General features: G+C 67.6%; 11 protein-coding genes. 10 read left to right on the top strand and 1 reads right to left on the bottom strand.

The features are described from left to right. The first annotated feature begins 9 nt into the window (after positions 1-9). From ACWPW1_RS14400 to ACWPW1_RS14365, 8 genes are read left to right on the top strand one after another with little or no spacing between them, the layout of a single operon-like run. Positions 10-756: a heme ABC transporter permease gene (locus ACWPW1_RS14400; RefSeq protein ID WP_323150142.1), complete on the top strand. Its 747-nt coding sequence runs from the start codon at positions 10-12 to the stop codon at positions 754-756. Then, complete coding sequence (gene ccmD / locus ACWPW1_RS14395) at positions 753-929, top strand: heme exporter protein CcmD (protein ID WP_454253274.1); 177 nt, start codon at positions 753-755, stop codon at positions 927-929. The genes ACWPW1_RS14400 and ccmD overlap by 4 nt, the downstream gene beginning before the upstream one ends. Continuing rightward, positions 926-1,381 (top strand): cytochrome c maturation protein CcmE, encoded by a 456-nt coding sequence (gene ccmE / locus ACWPW1_RS14390; RefSeq protein WP_059315386.1) that lies wholly within the window; start codon positions 926-928, stop codon positions 1,379-1,381. The genes ccmD and ccmE overlap by 4 nt, the downstream gene beginning before the upstream one ends. Then, positions 1,378-3,336 (top strand): heme lyase CcmF/NrfE family subunit, encoded by a 1,959-nt coding sequence (locus ACWPW1_RS14385; RefSeq protein ID WP_454253273.1) that lies wholly within the window; start codon positions 1,378-1,380, stop codon positions 3,334-3,336. Before ccmE ends, ACWPW1_RS14385 begins: the two co-directional genes overlap by 4 nt. Continuing rightward, the gene (locus tag ACWPW1_RS14380) at positions 3,336-3,869 is read left to right on the top strand and encodes a DsbE family thiol:disulfide interchange protein (protein WP_454253926.1); all 534 of its coding nucleotides are present in this window, start codon (positions 3,336-3,338) and stop codon (positions 3,867-3,869) included. Before ACWPW1_RS14385 ends, ACWPW1_RS14380 begins: the two co-directional genes overlap by 1 nt. Further along, positions 3,866-4,312: a cytochrome c-type biogenesis protein gene (locus ACWPW1_RS14375; protein ID WP_454253272.1), complete on the top strand. Its 447-nt coding sequence runs from the start codon at positions 3,866-3,868 to the stop codon at positions 4,310-4,312. Before ACWPW1_RS14380 ends, ACWPW1_RS14375 begins: the two co-directional genes overlap by 4 nt. Beyond that, a complete protein-coding gene (ccmI, locus tag ACWPW1_RS14370; RefSeq protein ID WP_454253271.1) occupies positions 4,312-5,496 on the top strand; it encodes a c-type cytochrome biogenesis protein CcmI in 1,185 nt (394 codons plus the stop codon). Before ACWPW1_RS14375 ends, ccmI begins: the two co-directional genes overlap by 1 nt. Before the next feature lie 35 nt (positions 5,497-5,531). Further along, complete coding sequence (locus ACWPW1_RS14365; RefSeq protein WP_454253270.1) at positions 5,532-6,428, top strand: hypothetical protein; 897 nt, start codon at positions 5,532-5,534, stop codon at positions 6,426-6,428. Here the strand turns inward: ACWPW1_RS14365 and ACWPW1_RS14360 are convergent. Further along, entirely contained in the window at positions 6,354-8,459 is a 2,106-nt protein-coding gene (locus tag ACWPW1_RS14360; protein WP_454253269.1) for an NAD(P)-binding protein, read from the bottom strand. The two genes, ACWPW1_RS14365 and ACWPW1_RS14360, sit on opposite strands and share 75 nt — an antisense overlap. Before the next feature lie 172 nt (positions 8,460-8,631). Here ACWPW1_RS14360 and ACWPW1_RS14355 point away from each other — a divergent pair, with 172 nt between their 5' ends. Both ACWPW1_RS14355 and ACWPW1_RS14350 read left to right on the top strand, forming a co-directional pair. Then, a complete protein-coding gene (locus ACWPW1_RS14355) occupies positions 8,632-15,243 on the top strand; it encodes a response regulator (protein WP_454253268.1) in 6,612 nt (2,203 codons plus the stop codon). 6 nt (positions 15,244-15,249) lie between these two features. Then, complete coding sequence (locus ACWPW1_RS14350; RefSeq protein ID WP_059315379.1) at positions 15,250-16,164, top strand: diguanylate cyclase domain-containing protein; 915 nt, start codon at positions 15,250-15,252, stop codon at positions 16,162-16,164. Positions 16,165-16,166 lie beyond the last annotated feature (2 nt).

Below are 16,166 nucleotides of genomic sequence, written 5' to 3'. Positions count from 1 at the left end.
GAGGACGACATGAACTGGACCTGGCTGCATCGCCTGGGCTCGCCGGCGATCTTCTACCGGCTGGCCGGCCGCCTGCAGGGACCCTGCCTGGCACTGGCCGGCCTGCTGCTGGCGGTTGGGCTGGTCTGGGGGCTGTTCCTGGCGCCGCCGGACTACCAGCAGGGCGACAGCTTTCGCATCATCTATGTGCACGTGCCGGCCGCCTTCCTGGCGCAGTCCTGCTATCTGCTGCTCGCCATCGCCGGCGCCGTCGGCCTGATCTGGCGGCTCAAGCTGGCGGATGTGGCCCTGCGCGCAGCCGCGCCCCTGGGCGCCTGGATGACGGTGATCGCCCTGGCCACGGGGTCGCTGTGGGGCATCCCCACCTGGGGCACCTGGTGGATCTGGGATGCCCGCCTCACCTCGATGCTGGTGTTGCTGTTCCTCTACCTGGGCGTCATCGCCCTCGGGCAGGCCATCGGCCAGCGTGAAAGCGCTGCCCGAGCCTGCGCCATCCTGGCGCTGGTGGGTTCGGTGAACCTGCCGATCATCAAGTACTCGGTGGAGTGGTGGAGCACCCTGCACCAGCCGGCGACCTTCAGCCTGGTGGAGCGCCCGCCGATGCCGCCAGCCATGTGGCTGCCGCTGCTGGTGATGGTGCTGGGTTTCTATCTGTTCTTCACTGGCTTGCTGTTGCAGCGGATGCGTCTGGAGCTGCTGCGGCGCGAGTGGCGCAGTCGGTGGGTGCAGGCGGAACTGGGCGAGGCGCGGGCATGACCGGGATGGACTGGACTCAAGCCCTGAGCATGGGACGCCATGGCCTCTATGTCTGGCCCGCCTTTGGTCTGACCCTGGCGATCCTCGGCGGTCTGCTGTTGCAGGGTTGGTTGGCGCGTCGACGTCTGGAACGGACGTTGCGCCAGCGCTGGCGCCGGGAGCGGCGTCCATGAATCCGATCCGGCGCCGACGGCTGTTGTGGATCCTGTTGCTGCTGCTTGGCGTAGGCGGCGCGGCGGCGCTGGCCCTCAGCGCGCTGCAGCAGAACATCAACCTCTTCTATACCCCCAGCCAGATCGCCCAGGGCGAGGCACCGCGGGATACCCGTATCCGCGCCGGTGGCATGGTGGAAAAGGGCAGCCTGGTGCGCGCCGCGGATTCGCTGGCGGTGAGCTTCGTCATCACCGACTTCCAGCGTGAGGTGCGGGTGAGCTATGCCGGCATCCTGCCGGACCTGTTCCGCGAAGGGCAGGGCGTGGTGGCCCTGGGTCGGCTGGATGACCAGGGGCAGTTGGTCGCCGACCAGATTCTCGCCAAGCACGACGAGAAGTACATGCCACCGGAGGTCAGCCAGGCGTTGCGCCAGGCTGGGCGGCCGCTGGACGGCGCGAGGCCGGCGCCATGATTCCTGAACTGGGGCAACTCTGTCTGCTGCTGGCACTCGTCATGGCCCTGGTGCAGGGCACCTTGCCGCTACTGGGCGCCTGGCGCGGTCAGGTCGACTGGATGCGGCTGGCACGTCCGGCCGCCTTCGGCCAGTGCCTGTTTTTGGTGCTGGCCTTCACTGCCCTGACCTGGGCCTTCCTGCAGGACGACTTCTCGGTGGCCTATGTGGCCGCCAATTCCAACAGTCGCCTGCCCTGGTACTACAAGATCAGTGCCACCTGGGGGGCCCACGAGGGGTCCCTGCTGCTCTGGGCGTTGACGCTTTCGGCCTGGAGCCTGGCGGTGGCGGTCCGTTCGCGGCAACTGCCCGAGGCGCTGCTGGCGCGGGTGCTGGGGGTTCTCGGATTGGTGGCCACGGGCTTTCTGGCCTTCACGGTCGCCACCTCCAATCCCTTCGCCCGACTGCTGCCGCAGTTCCCGCGCGAGGGCAACGACCTCAATCCGCTGCTGCAGGACCCCGGTCTCATCCTGCATCCGCCCATGCTCTACATGGGCTATGTCGGCTTTTCGGTGGCCTTCGCCTTCGCCCTCGCGGCCCTGCTGGAAGGACGGCTGGACGCCGCCTGGGCGCGCTGGGCACGACCCTGGACCCTGCTGGCCTGGGCCTTTCTCGGCTGCGGCATCGTACTGGGCTCCTGGTGGGCCTACTACGAACTGGGCTGGGGGGGCTGGTGGTTCTGGGATCCGGTGGAGAACGCTTCCTTCATGCCCTGGCTGGTAGGGACAGCCCTGCTGCACTCCCTGGCAGTGACCGAGAAACGCGGCCTGTTCAAGGGCTGGACGGTGCTCCTGGCGATCGCCGCCTTTTCCCTCAGCCTGCTGGGGACCTTCCTGGTGCGCTCGGGAGTGCTGACCTCGGTCCACGCCTTCGCCAGCGATCCCACCCGCGGCGTCTTCATCCTGGCCTTCCTGCTGTTGGTGGTTGGCGGCTCCCTGACGCTGTTCGCCTGGCGAGCGCCCGCGCTCACGGGTACGGCATCCTTCAGCCTGGCCTCGCGCGAGGCGCTGCTTCTGGTCAACAACCTGATCCTGGTGACCGCCGCCGCCACGGTCCTGCTGGGTACCCTCTATCCGTTGATCATCGACAGCCTCACCGGGGCCAAGCTGTCGGTCGGCCCGCCCTATTTCGACCTGCTGTTCGTGCCACTGATGGCGCTGCTGATGCTGGCCCTGGGCGTCGGGGTGCTGGTGCGCTGGAAAAACAGTCCGGGGCGCTGGCTGGCCCGCTTGCTGGCGCCCCTCCTGCTGGCCTGCGCCGCCCTGGCCGGCCTTGCGGCCTTCTGGCTGGACCAGCCCAAGGCAGCGATCCTCGCGGTGCTGGCGCTGGCCGCCTGGATCGTCCTCACCGCGCTGCGCGATCTGCTGGGCAAGGTCGCGGCCCTGGGCTGGCGGCGCGGCCTGCGCGGCCAGCCACGCAGCTACTGGGGCATGCAGCTGGCGCATCTGGGCCTGGCGGTGCTGGCCCTGGGCGTGGTGCTGGCCAGCCAGCTGGATATGCAGCGCGATCTGCGCCTGGCGCCGGGTGAGCACGTCGAGCTTGGCGGCTATCGCTTCGGCTTCGCGGGCACCCAGCACTACGAGGGGCCGAACTTCACCGCCGAACGTGCCTTGTTGCAGGTCGAGCGTGACGGTCGGGTCGTCGCCTTGCTGACACCGGAAAAACGCCGCTACCTGGCCAGCGGCGCGGTCATGACCGAAGCCGCCATCGACGCCGGCCTGACCCGCGATCTCTATGTGGCGCTCGGTGAGTCACTGGGGGAGGGCGCCTGGGCCGTGCGCCTGCAGATCAAGCCCTTCGTCAGGCTGATCTGGCTGGGTGGCCTGCTCACCGCCCTGGGTGGCCTGGTGGCGCTGACCGATCCTCGCTATCGCCGCCGCCGGCCAGGCGCCTCCTTGCCCATGGAGTCCCCATGATGCGTCGTCGCCTGTTGCTCTGTCTGCCACTGCTGGCCTTTCTGGTCCTGGCCGGTTTTCTCTTTCGCGGGCTCCATCGCGATCCCCAAGCCTTGCCCTCGGCGCTGATGGGGCAGCCGTTTCCCGCCTTTTCGCTGCCAGGCGTGAAGGATGACCAACTGTTCAGCCGCCAGGACCTGCTCGGCCGCCCGGCGCTGGTCAATGTCTGGGGCACCTGGTGCGTGGCCTGCCGCGAAGAGCACCCCGTGCTGAATCAGCTCAAGGCCCAGGGCGTGGTGATCCACGGCATCAACTACAAGGACGACAACGCCAGCGCCCGCCGCTGGCTGGCGGAATTCCACGATCCCTATCAGCTCGATCTCCGCGACGACGCCGGTCGCCTGGGGCTCGACCTGGGCGTCTATGGCGCGCCGGAAACCTTCTTGATCGATGCCCAGGGCGTGGTGCGCTATCGCCATGTCGGCGTGGTCGATCAGCGGGTCTGGGCTGAAGAGCTCGGCCCGCGCTATCACGCCCTGGTGGCGGCGCCATGAGGTGGCTGGCGCTGGTCCTGCTGGTCTGGTCGGCCCTGGCCGGTGCCACCATCGATCCCTATGGCTTTCACGACGAGGCTGAGCGAGATCGCTTCCAGGCCCTCACCCGCGAGTTGCGCTGTCCCAAGTGCCAGAACCAGGACCTGGCCGACTCCAATGCGCCCATCGCCGGCGATCTGCGTCGCGAGATCCAGCGGCTGATGGCGGCCGGGCAGAGCGACGACGAGATCATCACCCACCTGGAACAGCGCTACGGTGAATTCATCCGTTATCGGCCACCTTTTGAAGGCCGCACCCTGCTGCTCTGGCTGCTGCCTGGCCTGGGCCTGCTGGGTGGAGCCGGACTGCTCATCGCCCTGACGCGGCGGCGCCGTCCGGCGCCAGGGCTGAGCGAGGCGGAGCGACAACGGCTGGCGGCGCTGCAGGCGGAGGAGGAGTCCTGATGCTGACGTTCTGGGGCTCGGCCGGACTGCTGCTGATGCTGGCGGCCCTGATCCTGCTGGTTCCGGTGCTGCGCGGGGGACGGGCAGCCGTCGATCAGCGTGCGGCCCTCAATCGCATCCTCTATCGGGAGCGCCTGACCGAGCTACGGGGGCGTGCCGAGCGGGGCGAGCTGGATGCCGAGGCACTGGCGCTGGCTGAAGCGGAGGCAGGTCGGAGCCTGCTCGCCGACAGCCCGGCCCGGGCGGCATTCCCCCTGCGACGTGGCCGGCGTCTGGGTGTTGGCGCTGCCCTGGCGGTACCGGCCTTGGCCCTGGGCCTCTACCTGCTGCTCGGCGCCTGGCCGGCGCTACAGCTGAGTCAGCAGCTTGCCGCGCCACCGCGCTCTCCCCAGGCGCTGCTGGCCAACCTGGAAGCGGCCACCCGCCTGCAACCCCAGGCGGCCGACAACTGGTACCTGCTTGCCCGCGCCTATGCCGGCCTGGGCCGCTACCAGGACGCGGTGGCGGCCTTCGAGCAGGTCCTGCCGCGCGATGGCCGGCGACCTGAGGTGTTGGGGCAACTGGCTCAGGCACGTTTCTTCGCCGCCGGCCGCACCCTGGATGCGCAGACCCAGGCGCTGGCCGATGAGGCCCTGGCGGCGGATGCCGGCGAGCCCACCACCCTGGGGCTGCTGGGCATGGCCGCCTACGAGCGTGGCGACTATGCCGGCGCGGCCAACTACTGGCAGAGGCTGGTCGCCGTTCTACCGCCCGCGGATCCTCTGCGTCGCACCCTTGCCGACGGGGTCGCCCGGGCAGAAAAGGCGGCCCGAGCCGCTGGCCAGGCGCTTGCGCGGCCTGGACTGGAGGTGGAGGTCAGTCTGTCGCCCGCCGTGGCGCAACGGGTAAGGCCCGAGGACAGCGTCTTCGTGCTGGCGCTGGCGGTGGACGAGCCGGGACCGCCGCTGGCGGTACGGCGCCTGCGGGCTGCCGATCTGCCACGGCGGGTGCATCTGGACGATGGCGACGCCATGTTGCCCAGCCGGCGCCTGTCCGCTCATCGTCAGGTGCGGCCCGTGGTGGTCATCGCTCGCGGCGGCGATCCGCTCAAGGGTGACTGGCGCCATGAGGGAGGCCCGTTGGACCTCTCTTCTAGTACGTTCAGCCTATTGCGCGTGGAGCCTGGTGATAGCATTGCGCCATGATTGTGCTGAATTTCGACAGCGGAGGCAGGGAAGTCATGTACAGCTACGAAGAGGCGGTTGCCGCGACTACCGAGCTCTGTCGCCAGATCGAGAATTGCCCCACGCGGCGGCGAGCGGTCCGTGAAGCCTTCTATCAGCGCTTCGGCGATACCGATAACGATGGCCTGAGCTACGGTGATTCGGAGCTGGCCTTTCTCGATTGGGAACTCCAGGCCGGTGTCCTGGAGCCGATGACCGGCAGCCCCTGGTGGCGCAACGTCAATCTGCACTTCATCTATCTGGCCGAGCTGGCCGGGTGCCTGGCGCACCATGGCCTGCCGGATGACCAGGCGCCGTATCCAACCCGCTGCTGGCTGACCTTCATCGCCGATCCTAGCCCGCGGCACTGGTACCGGGCGCACAACGCTTCCATCCTTGCCGGTTTTGCCCGCTATCAGCAGGATGCCCGCGCGGAAAACGCCGTAGGCCAGCTGTTTCTCAACATCACCCTGTATCGGCTGATGTTCGCCCAGGCGCTGGTCGAGGAGGCGACGCTGTTCGCCGAGCTGGGCGCGCTGCTGGCCGATCCGCGCGGCTTTTCGGTCAAGTTGTTGGTCAGCCTGGCCGATTTCTATCCGCCGCACTATCCGCTCACCGAGGCGGATCGCGAGGTGATCGAGGGGCATGGCCTGGGCATCGGCGAGTTGGGCGTGCGGCTCATGGACGGCTGGATCCGCCTGGAGCTGCCTCGGCTCTATGCCGAGGCCGCCGAATGGAACCAGGCTCCCGAACTGCTGGCGTACCTGAATGGCGACGAGCCGGCCTATCCGCCCGCCGCGGACCGTTGCGCCGAGCGCGCCGCGGCCGAAACGGTGGCGCTACTGGAAGGCGTCCTCGCCGGGCAGGGCCTCGGTGTGGCCGAGCAGGGCGCGAGCGGTCTGCAGGCCGGATAGGGTCGCCGACTCCACGCAGCCCATGTTGAAGCCGTTGCGGATCCAATCCCCGGTCAGATAGAGGTTGCGACAGACCGTGCCGTCGGTGGGCAGCCGATAGCGACTGCTGCCGGCCACGCTCTGTACATAGCGCTCACTGGGATCGACGTTGGCGCGCCAGTACTGATAGTCGAAGCGTGCCGGTCCCTGGACATCGTCGGGCGCCAGCAGACAGTCCCAGCGGTAGCCCGCCGCGGTCACGGCCTCCGGCCAGTAGGCGCTCAGCTTGGCGTTCATGAGGTCGATGAAGGCGGCTCTTACCTGGGCGGCCTGTTTTTGCGGATAGTCGTCTCGCTTGCCGATAGGCGGGGCGGGCGGAGCCTCGAGTACGCCGCAGAAATAGCTGATGTCCGCCGGCGGCGTGCCGTGCGACCAGTCTTCACGCTCCACCAGATAGCTGACGTCGGCCCAGGAATCCATCGGCTGGGCGGCGAAGCCCAGCAGCTCCGGCGCCTGGCCGCCCTGGGGCGAACCGGTCCAGCCCAGTTGCCAGGCATCACGGTTCTGCCAGAGCTGCACGGCCTGGGTGGCAACGGTCGCCACTGCCTGGGTCATCCGGGCGAAGGCCGGGTCCAGGGCACATAGGCTGGGGGAGAGAGCGGCGAGGCCAGCCACGGAAATGCCCAGCACCACCTCGTCGAAGTCCCGCTCGACCTGCAACTCCAGCTGCTCGACGCCCTGCCAGCCACTCCAGTTGGATTCCAGGTTGATCTGGCCGTCTTGCAGGTCCTTGGCGACCTGGTCGTCGATCTGCTCGTATAGCGGCGCCGAAGGCCAGCAGGGCAGGCCCTTGACGTCCACCAGCGGCTGGTAGGCGTCACCCTTGAGGGGGGCCTGGCGCTGAATCTGCAGGCGGGTCACCCGTGGGCCCTGGCCATCGTCGGCGGCTTCGATGCCGGTGACCTGGTGGAAGAAGCGGAACTCCACCCCGCGGCGGGCCAGCACCTCGTAGTAGGGCGCAAAGACCACGTCGCCCATGCCGGCCTGCATGCGCCAGATGAAGGAACCCTTGGCGGTGGTCAGGGCTAGCAGGGCGGCGCGCAGCACGGTGCCGGCCTCGACATCGGGTTGGCCGAGATTGCCGTCGCGATAGGCGAAGATGCCGCCGTGCAACGACTTGAGCACCGCACCGTCCAGGGTCGCGGTGCTGGCGCCATGGCGTTCGAGCCAGGCCAGGAAGGTTTCCGCGTTGAGCGCCTCGAAGCCCTTGGAGTAGACCTCGTCGGCGAGCATGCCGATGAGCACCGTGAGACCGAAGTCCATCAGCAGCCACAGCCGGTGGGCGCTGAGGCGAGTCTGGCTGCGCTCGTGCAGCACCTTGCCCAGCAGGCCGCGTGCTTCGCGCAGCAGCCACAGCAGTAGCGGATGATCGACGCCATCGGGCAGTGCCGTGCGGGCCCGCTGCAGGTGTCGCTCCGCCTCATCCAGCGCTAGCTCCTGCAACTCCTCGCGACAATGGGCGCGCAACCGGGCGAACAGGCCGGCCGGCTCGGCAGTGACCGGGGTGTCGTCCACCTCGCCCAGGCGCAAGAGCCACTCCAGCAGGTCGCCGAGGGCGGCCATGAAGGGTTTGGGATTCCAGCCTTCGCCGGGCTTGCCGGGCAACGCCAGGGTATCGATGGGCCAGGTGGTCCAGTGGCCCTGGAACTCGTCGGCGAAGGCGGTATGGGAGTGGGGGAAGAAGGCCTCGTCAAGCGTGGCCAGGGGCGCTCCCGCTGGTCGAGCCAGTTCTTCGTAGCACTGCCTCAGGTTATGGAAGGCGTTGTAGTAGAAGCCGAACCAGACATGGATGCCGTGTTCCTCGATCCGCTGGTGATCGGCGGCGTTACGTCCGCTGGCCCCCTTGCCCCCCAGGCGCCAGCCCTGTTGATACAGGGTGATCTGGTAACGCTCACGCCAGTTGGGCTCACTAGTAAGACGAAAGGCGGCGGTGACGGCGGACACTCCTCCACCCAGAATGGCGATCTTGCGGACAGAGGGTAACGCTTCCATGCCTATTGCTCCGGAGTGTGCAAATTGTTGCGTGAGTGGACGAATGCCAAGTGATGGCTAAGGTAATATCACTTTATCGAAAGGTTCCCTTGAAGCTTTAGCAAGGCAACGGAAATAGTGGAGGCGCTGACCCGGCATTGCGCCTGGTCAGACGAGGATTGAGGCGAACGCGTTGTTGAATATTCCAGGCTACAGCTGCACGACGCGGGTGAGTGAAAGCCGCCATGCGCTGATCTATCGAGGAACCCGGCTGGACGATGGTCAGCCGGTGATCCTCAAGCTGCTGGCCACCGACTACCCCACGCCCCAGGCCCAGGCTACGCTGCGCCAGGAGTTCGAGTTGACCCGCCGGGCCAGCGCCAGTGGCGCTGTGAGCGCGGCCCTGGACCTGCTGGACCACGAGGGCAGCCTGGTCCTGGTACTCGAAGACATCGGCGGTACCGATCTGGGCGAGCTGCTCGCGGCGGGCCCTATGGCCCTGGAGGACTTCTTCGACTGGGCACTGTCCATCGTTCGCGCCCTGGCGCGACTGCACCGGCTGCGTATCGCCCACAACGACCTCAATCCGCGCAACATCGTCTGCAACTGCGCCACCGGCACGCTACGCCTCACCGACCTGGGAATCGCCACGGCCTTTGGCGCCGTCAATGGCAACGATGTCCGTCTGGAAGGCTCCCTCACCTATCTGGCTCCCGAGCAGAGCGGGCGAACCGGGCGTCACCAGGACTATCGCAGCGATTTCTACGCCTTGGGCGTGACCTTCTACGAGATGCTCGCCGGTGAGCCGCCCTTTCGCGCCCAGGATCCCCTGGAATTGATGCACGCGCACCTGGCGATGCGGCCGCCGTCGCTGGTCGAGCGCGTGCCGACGGTACCGCCCATGCTGGCGGCGCTGGTGGACAAGCTCATGGCCAAGGCCGCCGAGGAACGTTACCAGGGCTGTTTCGGCATCCTGAGTGATCTGACGCGTTGCCAGGCAGCCTATCAAGGGGGCGATTCGTCAGACTTTACTCTGGGTGAACAGGATCCGCCGGCCCGGCTGATGCCGGTGCGCACCTTGCAGGGGCGCGGCGTGCCCTTGCGGATGCTGGAGGAGGCCCTGGCCCGGGCGACCCTGGGCCGGATCGAGGCGATCTTCGTCAGCGGCAGCTCCGGGGTGGGCAAGTCGGCATTGGTACAGGCCTTCGTTCGCCGCCAGGGCGAACGGGTGATCCTTGCCCATGGCAAGTTCGAGACGCTCGGCAGCGGCGTGCCCTATGGCGCCCTGCGCCAGGCCGTGCGTGAGCTGGTCGAGATCGGCCAGACCCTGGGCGAGGCGTTCGCCGAACGCCTGGTAGGCGCCCTGGCTGGCAACGCGGGCGTGCTGACCGAAGTCTCTCCTGAGCTGGCCACCTGGCTCGGGCCCCAGCCTCCAGTGGCCGAGCTACCGCCGCAGCAGGCCGAACAGCGCTTCGACGAAACCGTGATCACCTTGTTGCGGGCCTTTGCCACGGACACCCGCCCGCTGTTGCTTTGGCTGGATGACCTGCAATGGGCCGACAGCGCCTCGTTGCGACTGATCGAACGGTTGCTGGCGCGGGGCGACCACGGCTCGCTGCTGCTGGTGGCCACCCATCGCGAAGAGCAGTTGGCCGGTAGTAGCCTGGAAAGACTGCTGAGCGCGGGGTTGATCCGCACCCTCTCGCTGGGCCCGCTGTCACGGGTGGAGATCGAGCGGCTGATCGCCGAACTGCTGCCGGCGCCGGCTGCGGACCAGGCGGCGCTGGCTGGCCTGTGCCTGGACAAGACCCTCGGCAACCCCTTCTTCATCGAACAGCTGCTGCGTAGCCTGCAGCAGGATGGCCTGCTGGAATTCGATGGTGAACGCGGGCAGTGGCACTGGGAGCTGCAGCGCCTTCAGGCACTGGACGTCTATGACAATGTCGTCGACTTCATGGTCGGCAAGCTCAAGGAACTGCCAGCGGCGACCTCGCTGCTGCTGCAGTGGGCGGCCTGCCTGGGCACGCATTTCTCCAGCGACCGCCTCGCCGCGCTGATGGCCGAATCACCGGCGGATATCCGCCGGCTCTGTCAATCGCTGGTGCAGGAAGGCTTGCTCACCGAAACCGACGGCGGCCAGACGGGCGAGGCGACCCCCACCCGCTACAGCTTTCCCCACGATCAAGTGCGGCACGCCGCCTACTCGCTGCTGGCGCCCGCCGAACGCGAGCGAGTCCATCTGCGCGCCGGTCAGCTGTACCTCGCCGAGGGCAGCAACCAGCGGCTGGACGCCGTGAGTCATCTCAATCTGGCGCTGGCGCTGATCGAAACGCCCGCCGAGCGCCTGCAACTGCTGGAACTCAACCTGGAGGCCGCACGCAAGGCGCGTCAGGCCAATGCCTATCCCGCTGCGCTGGACTTCCTGCGCACGGCCGTCGCGCTGATCGACGAGGCGGCCTGGGGCAGCCGCCACGCGCTGCTGTTCCAGGTGCATCGGGAATGGGCCGAAGTGGCCCATCTCTGTGGCGATGCCAGCGAAGCGTTGCGCATCTGCGACCTCTTGCTGCCGCGAGCCCTTACCACCTTCGAAGAGGCCGGGGTCCGGGCCCTGCAGATCGACCTGTACAGCGGCCTGGGTCGCTTCATCGAGGCCGTGGCCGTCGCGGTGGCCGGTATCCAGGCGCTGGACGAACCCTGGCCGGAGGCGCCAGAGGCGATCAACCAGGCCATCGGCAGCGACAGCGCCGAGGTCGAGGCCTGGCTGGCCGAGCGCACCCCGGCGGCGCTGCTCGACCTACCGCGCATGGAAGATCCCCGCGCCCAGTTGCTGATCCGCTTGCTGGGCCTGCTCTGGGGACCGGCCACCAACGTCGACCTGGCCATGAGCCTGCTGGCGATCATGCGCATCGTCAAACTGTCGATCCGGTACGGCAACGGCGATCTGTCGCCTTTCGGCTACGCCAACTACGGCTCCGTGCTGTCGGCCTTTCATGGCCGCTACGAACTGGGTTATCAGATCGGCCGACTGGCCGTCGACCTGGTGGACCGCACCGGCAATCTGCCGCTCAAGTGCAAGGTCTACACCATGTTCGCGGTGACCAATAGTCCCTGGTCGAGCCCCATCGCGGACAACGTCACCCTGCTGCGCGAAGCCCTGGCAGCCGGGCAACGCACCGGCGAGATCATCTTTACCGCCTATAGCGCCTTCCACATCCTCAAGCACCTGCAGCATGCCGGCGCACCGCTGGACGACATCCTGGCCGAAACCGAGGAGATCGAGCGGATCCTGCTGGGGATCGGCGATCCCAACACCCTCGAGGTCTTCACCATTCTGCGTCAGTCACTGCGCCTGCTGCAGGGCCTCACGCCGGGGCAGGAGCGCTGGGACGAAGAGGGACAGGACGAGGCGGCACTGGTGCAGCAGATGCAGGACAGTGGTCATGTCCTCTGCCTGAACTACTACGACTTCAACAAGATGCAGGCGGCGCTGCTGTTCCGCCGGCTACCCCAGGCTCGGCACCATGCCGAAGCCATGGAGGCATCGCTGGCGGCGAGCTTCGGCTGGTTCAGCATCGCCGAACATGCCTTCTATCAAGCGCTGATCCTGCTCGCGGAAGGCGAACTGGTGGACGAGGACCTGGCAAAGGTCCAGAGCGCCCGCGAGCGTCTGGCCGGGTGGGCGGAGCACTGCCCGGAGAACTTCGCGCACAAGCGTGACCTGGTGGACGCCGAGCTGGCTCGGCGCGACGGACGCGTCGAGGCTGCCATGGATCTCTACGAGCAGGCGCTGGAGTCCGCTCGCCTGCACGGTTTCCGGCAGGGCGCGGCGCTGGCCGAAGAGCTCTATGGCCGCTTCTGGCTGGAGCGGCAGCGACCGCGTCTGGCCCGGACCTATCTGCAGGATGCCCAGCGCAGCTACCTGCACTGGGGCGCGGCGGCCAAGGCCCAGGCGCTGGAAGACGAATTCCCACACTGGCTGCGCGTGGCCGAGACCAGCGCCCTGACGATGCAGCGTACCCAGGGCCAGTCCACCAGCGAGATGATGCGCTTGGACTGGCTGTCGGTGCTGAAGTCGCTACAGACCATCTCCAACGAACTGGCGCTGGATCAGCTGCTGGCGCGGATGATGCGCATCATCCTGGAGGAGGGCGGGGCTCAGCAGGGTCTGTTGCTGCTGCCCGAAGGCGGGCGCTGGCTGGTCCAGGCCTCGGTGAGCAGCGGCGCGACGGAGCCCAGGGTGCTGCAGGGCCTGCCCCTGGCGCTGAACGAGCAGGACGCCGGCGAAGGGCTGGTGCCCCTGACCCTGGTGGCCCACGTCATCCGTCATCGGGAGCCGGTGATTCTCGACGATGCCGCCCGTGCCGGGCGTTTCGTCCGCGATGCCTATATCCGCGCTCGCCGTCCGCGCTCGATCTGCTGCCTGCCGGTGCTGCGCCAGGGGCGCTTGATCGGCATCCTCTATCTGGAAAACAACCTGCTGGCCCAGGCCTTTACCCCGGGTCGCCTGCAGGTGCTGGGCATCCTGGCCACGCAGGCGGCCATTTCCCTGGAACACGCGCAGATCTACGAGACCCTGGAGCATCGCGTCGCCGAACGGACCCTCGAGCTGGACCAGGCACGGATCCGCGCCGAGGAAGCGGCGGCGGCGAAGTCGCTGTTCCTGGCGACCATGAGCCACGAGATCCGCACGCCACTCAATGCGGTGATCGGTCTGAGTCGCCTGACGCTGGGTACCCGGCTGTCCGGCGAGCAGCGCGGTCATGTCGGCAAGATCCTCGATTCCGGCGAGACCCTGCTGGGCGTGATCAACGACGTGCTCGACTACTCGCGTAACGAAGCCGGCGGTACCCAGCTCGAACGGTTGGGCTTCAACCTGGCCAAGGTACTCGAACGCACGCTCAATCTCTGCGCGCTCAAGGCCCACGAGAAGGGGGTCGAACTGATCCTGGATTGCAGCCCGGACGTTCCCCTGGCGCTGGAAGGGGATCCGCTGCGGCTGCAGCAGGTGCTGGTCAATCTGCTGAGCAACGCGGTCAAGTTCACCGAGCGGGGCCATGTGCTGATTCGCGTCGGCGCCGTCTGCGAGGAGGGTCGCGCGCATTTCAGCCTGGCGGTGGAAGACACCGGTATCGGCCTGACCGAGGCACAGCAGGCACAGCTCTTCCAGCCCTTTACCCAGGCGGATGGCTCCATCAGTCGCCGCTATGGTGGCACCGGCCTGGGCCTGGCGATCTCGCGCCAGCTCACCGAGCTCATGGGCGGCACCTTGGAGGTTCACAGCGAGGCGGGACGGGGCTCCTGCTTCACCCTGCGCCTGACGCTGCCAATGGTCGGCGAGCCCGAGAGGCTGCCCAGCCAGACCCCGCGTCAGGTGCTGCTGGTGGACGATCATGGCCTGGCCCGGCGTACCCTCGGCCAGCGCCTGCGCGAACTGGGCATGCAGGTGGTGGAAGCGGAGTCCGGCGAGCAGGCCCTGGGGGCGATGATCGATCACGCCGCGGCCTTCGAACTGGCCATCGTCGACTGGCGTCTCGGCGCCGAGGATGGCCTGGTGCTGGCACGGCGTCTGCGCGAATGCCAGCCGCAGCTGGCGCTGACCCTGCTGGCCTCACCCTATGAGGCGGAGGAGGTGCGCAGCCTGGGCGAGGATCTGCCAGGGCTGGAGTTGCTGGACAAGCCGGTCACCGGGCCGGCCTTGCAGCGCCTGCTGGCCGGCCTGGGCATGGCGCCCGTCGCCTCGCCGACCATGGGCCAGAGCGTGGTGGACCTGCAGGGCATTCGCCTGCTGCTGGTGGACGACAATGCCATCAATCGTCAGGTGGTCATCGGCTTCCTGCAGGGCAGCGGCATTCTCATCGACGTGGCCGAGGACGGCCAGGCGGCGCTGGATCAGCTGGAGCGCGAGCGCTACGACCTGGTGCTGATGGATGTGCACATGCCGCGACTGGATGGCCTGTCGGCGACCCGCGAGCTGCGTACCCGCCCGGCGCTGGCAGGGCTGCCAGTCATCGCCATGACCGCCAACGGCCTCCCAGGGGATCGGGAACGCTGCCTGGACGCGGGCATGAACGATCACCTGGTGAAGCCACTCGATCCCGCCGAATTGTTCCGCATCATCGCCGCCTGGGCCAACCTCGAACAGCTGCAGCGTGCCGAGCGCAAGGCGGTGGAAGAGGTCGAGGAGAGCAAGGACGTCGGCGTGCTGGCCCGGGCCCGCGCCAGTGCGGTACTCGAACCCGAGCCGGCGTTGCACCTGCTGCGCGGCAGTGCCGAGCTTTATGAACAGCTGCTCCGGGATTTCCGCCTGCAGCAGGCCGAATTGCCCGAGAAGGTCGCCGCCTGGCGCGCGGCGGACGATGTCACCGCCCTGTTCGAGTGTGCTCATAGTCTGCAGGCCACGGCAGCCTATGTCGGGGCCAGCGCCTTGCAGGAGGCCGCTCAGCGTCTCACCCAGCGGATTCGTCTGGCTCAGCCCATCGGTGACGACGTGCGCCGGCTACAGGTGGAGGCCGAGCGCTGCCTGACGGCGCTCGACGAGATCCTGCTGCCGGTCGACCAGGATGTGGAGGCCTCCACGGAAGCCTTCGAGGTCTTGCTCGAACGGCTGGTCGGGCTTCTGCAGACCTCGGACTTCGCCGCTGAAGAGCTGCTCGATACCCTGCTGCGGGCCTGCGTAAGTAACACCCATGGCGCCGACGTGGCGCGGATCCGGGAGTGGGTGAACGACGTCGAGTTCGAGCATGCCGCCGATGCCACCGCGGATCTGCTGCGGCGGGTGCGTCAGGCCGGACAACGGTCGGGATAGCGGCCGATGGAGGGGCGTCGTCCCGAATTGCCGTTGATCCTCATCGTCGACGATCAGAAGAGCAACCTGCGTGTCCTCGGTGATCTGCTGCGCAACGAGGCGCGCATCATGCTGGCCAAGAGTGGCGTCCAGGCGCTGACCAAGGCGGCCCGCGAGCATCCCGATCTGATCCTGCTTGACGTGGTGATGCCCGGCATCGACGGCCTGCAGCTGATCCAGCTGTTCAAGCGCCGCGCCGAGACCAGTGCCATTCCGGTGATCTTCATCACCGCCGCCAACGACCTGCACCGCGAAGTCGAGTGTTTCGAGCTGGGCGCCAGCGATTTCATCCAGAAGCCCTTCAATCCGCTCGCCGTGCTGGCCCGGGTACGGCTGCACCTGCAACTGGCCCGGCAGCGCCGGCTGCTGGAAGAGCTGGCGCACATGGATCCGCTGACGGCGGTGGGCAACCGCCGCCGCTTCGATGAGCAACTGGCGATCGAATGGCAGCTGGCGGTCTCCCGCCGTGGTTCCCTGGCTATCGCCATGCTCGATATCGACTACTTCAAGCAGTACAACGATACCCACGGCCATGGTGCGGGCGATCAGGCGCTCGCGCGGGTGGCCCAGGTGCTGGAACAGCGCATCCGCGAGCGGGACTGCCTGGCGCGTTATGGTGGGGAGGAGTTCGTGCTGTTGCTGCCGGGCGCCTCGCGTACCGCAGCCGAAGCGGTGCTGGAGCGCTGCCGCCAGGGCATCGCCGAATTGCGCATCGCCCACCCGCTGGCGGAGGACCGCCTCTGGCTGACCATGAGCATGGGCCTCGCGTGCTGCAATCCGACGCCCGAGCAGACCCCGGAAGAGATGCTCAAGGCCGCCGACAACCTGCTCTATCAAGCCAAGGCGGAAGGTCGTGATCGCCTGGTCAGTCGCAGCTTCTAGTC

It is taken from the genome of Pseudomonas sp. Marseille-Q7302 (assembly GCF_965111925.1).
Note: the sequence above shows the minus strand (reverse complement) of the source record. Positions and strands in the feature narration are given on the sequence as shown.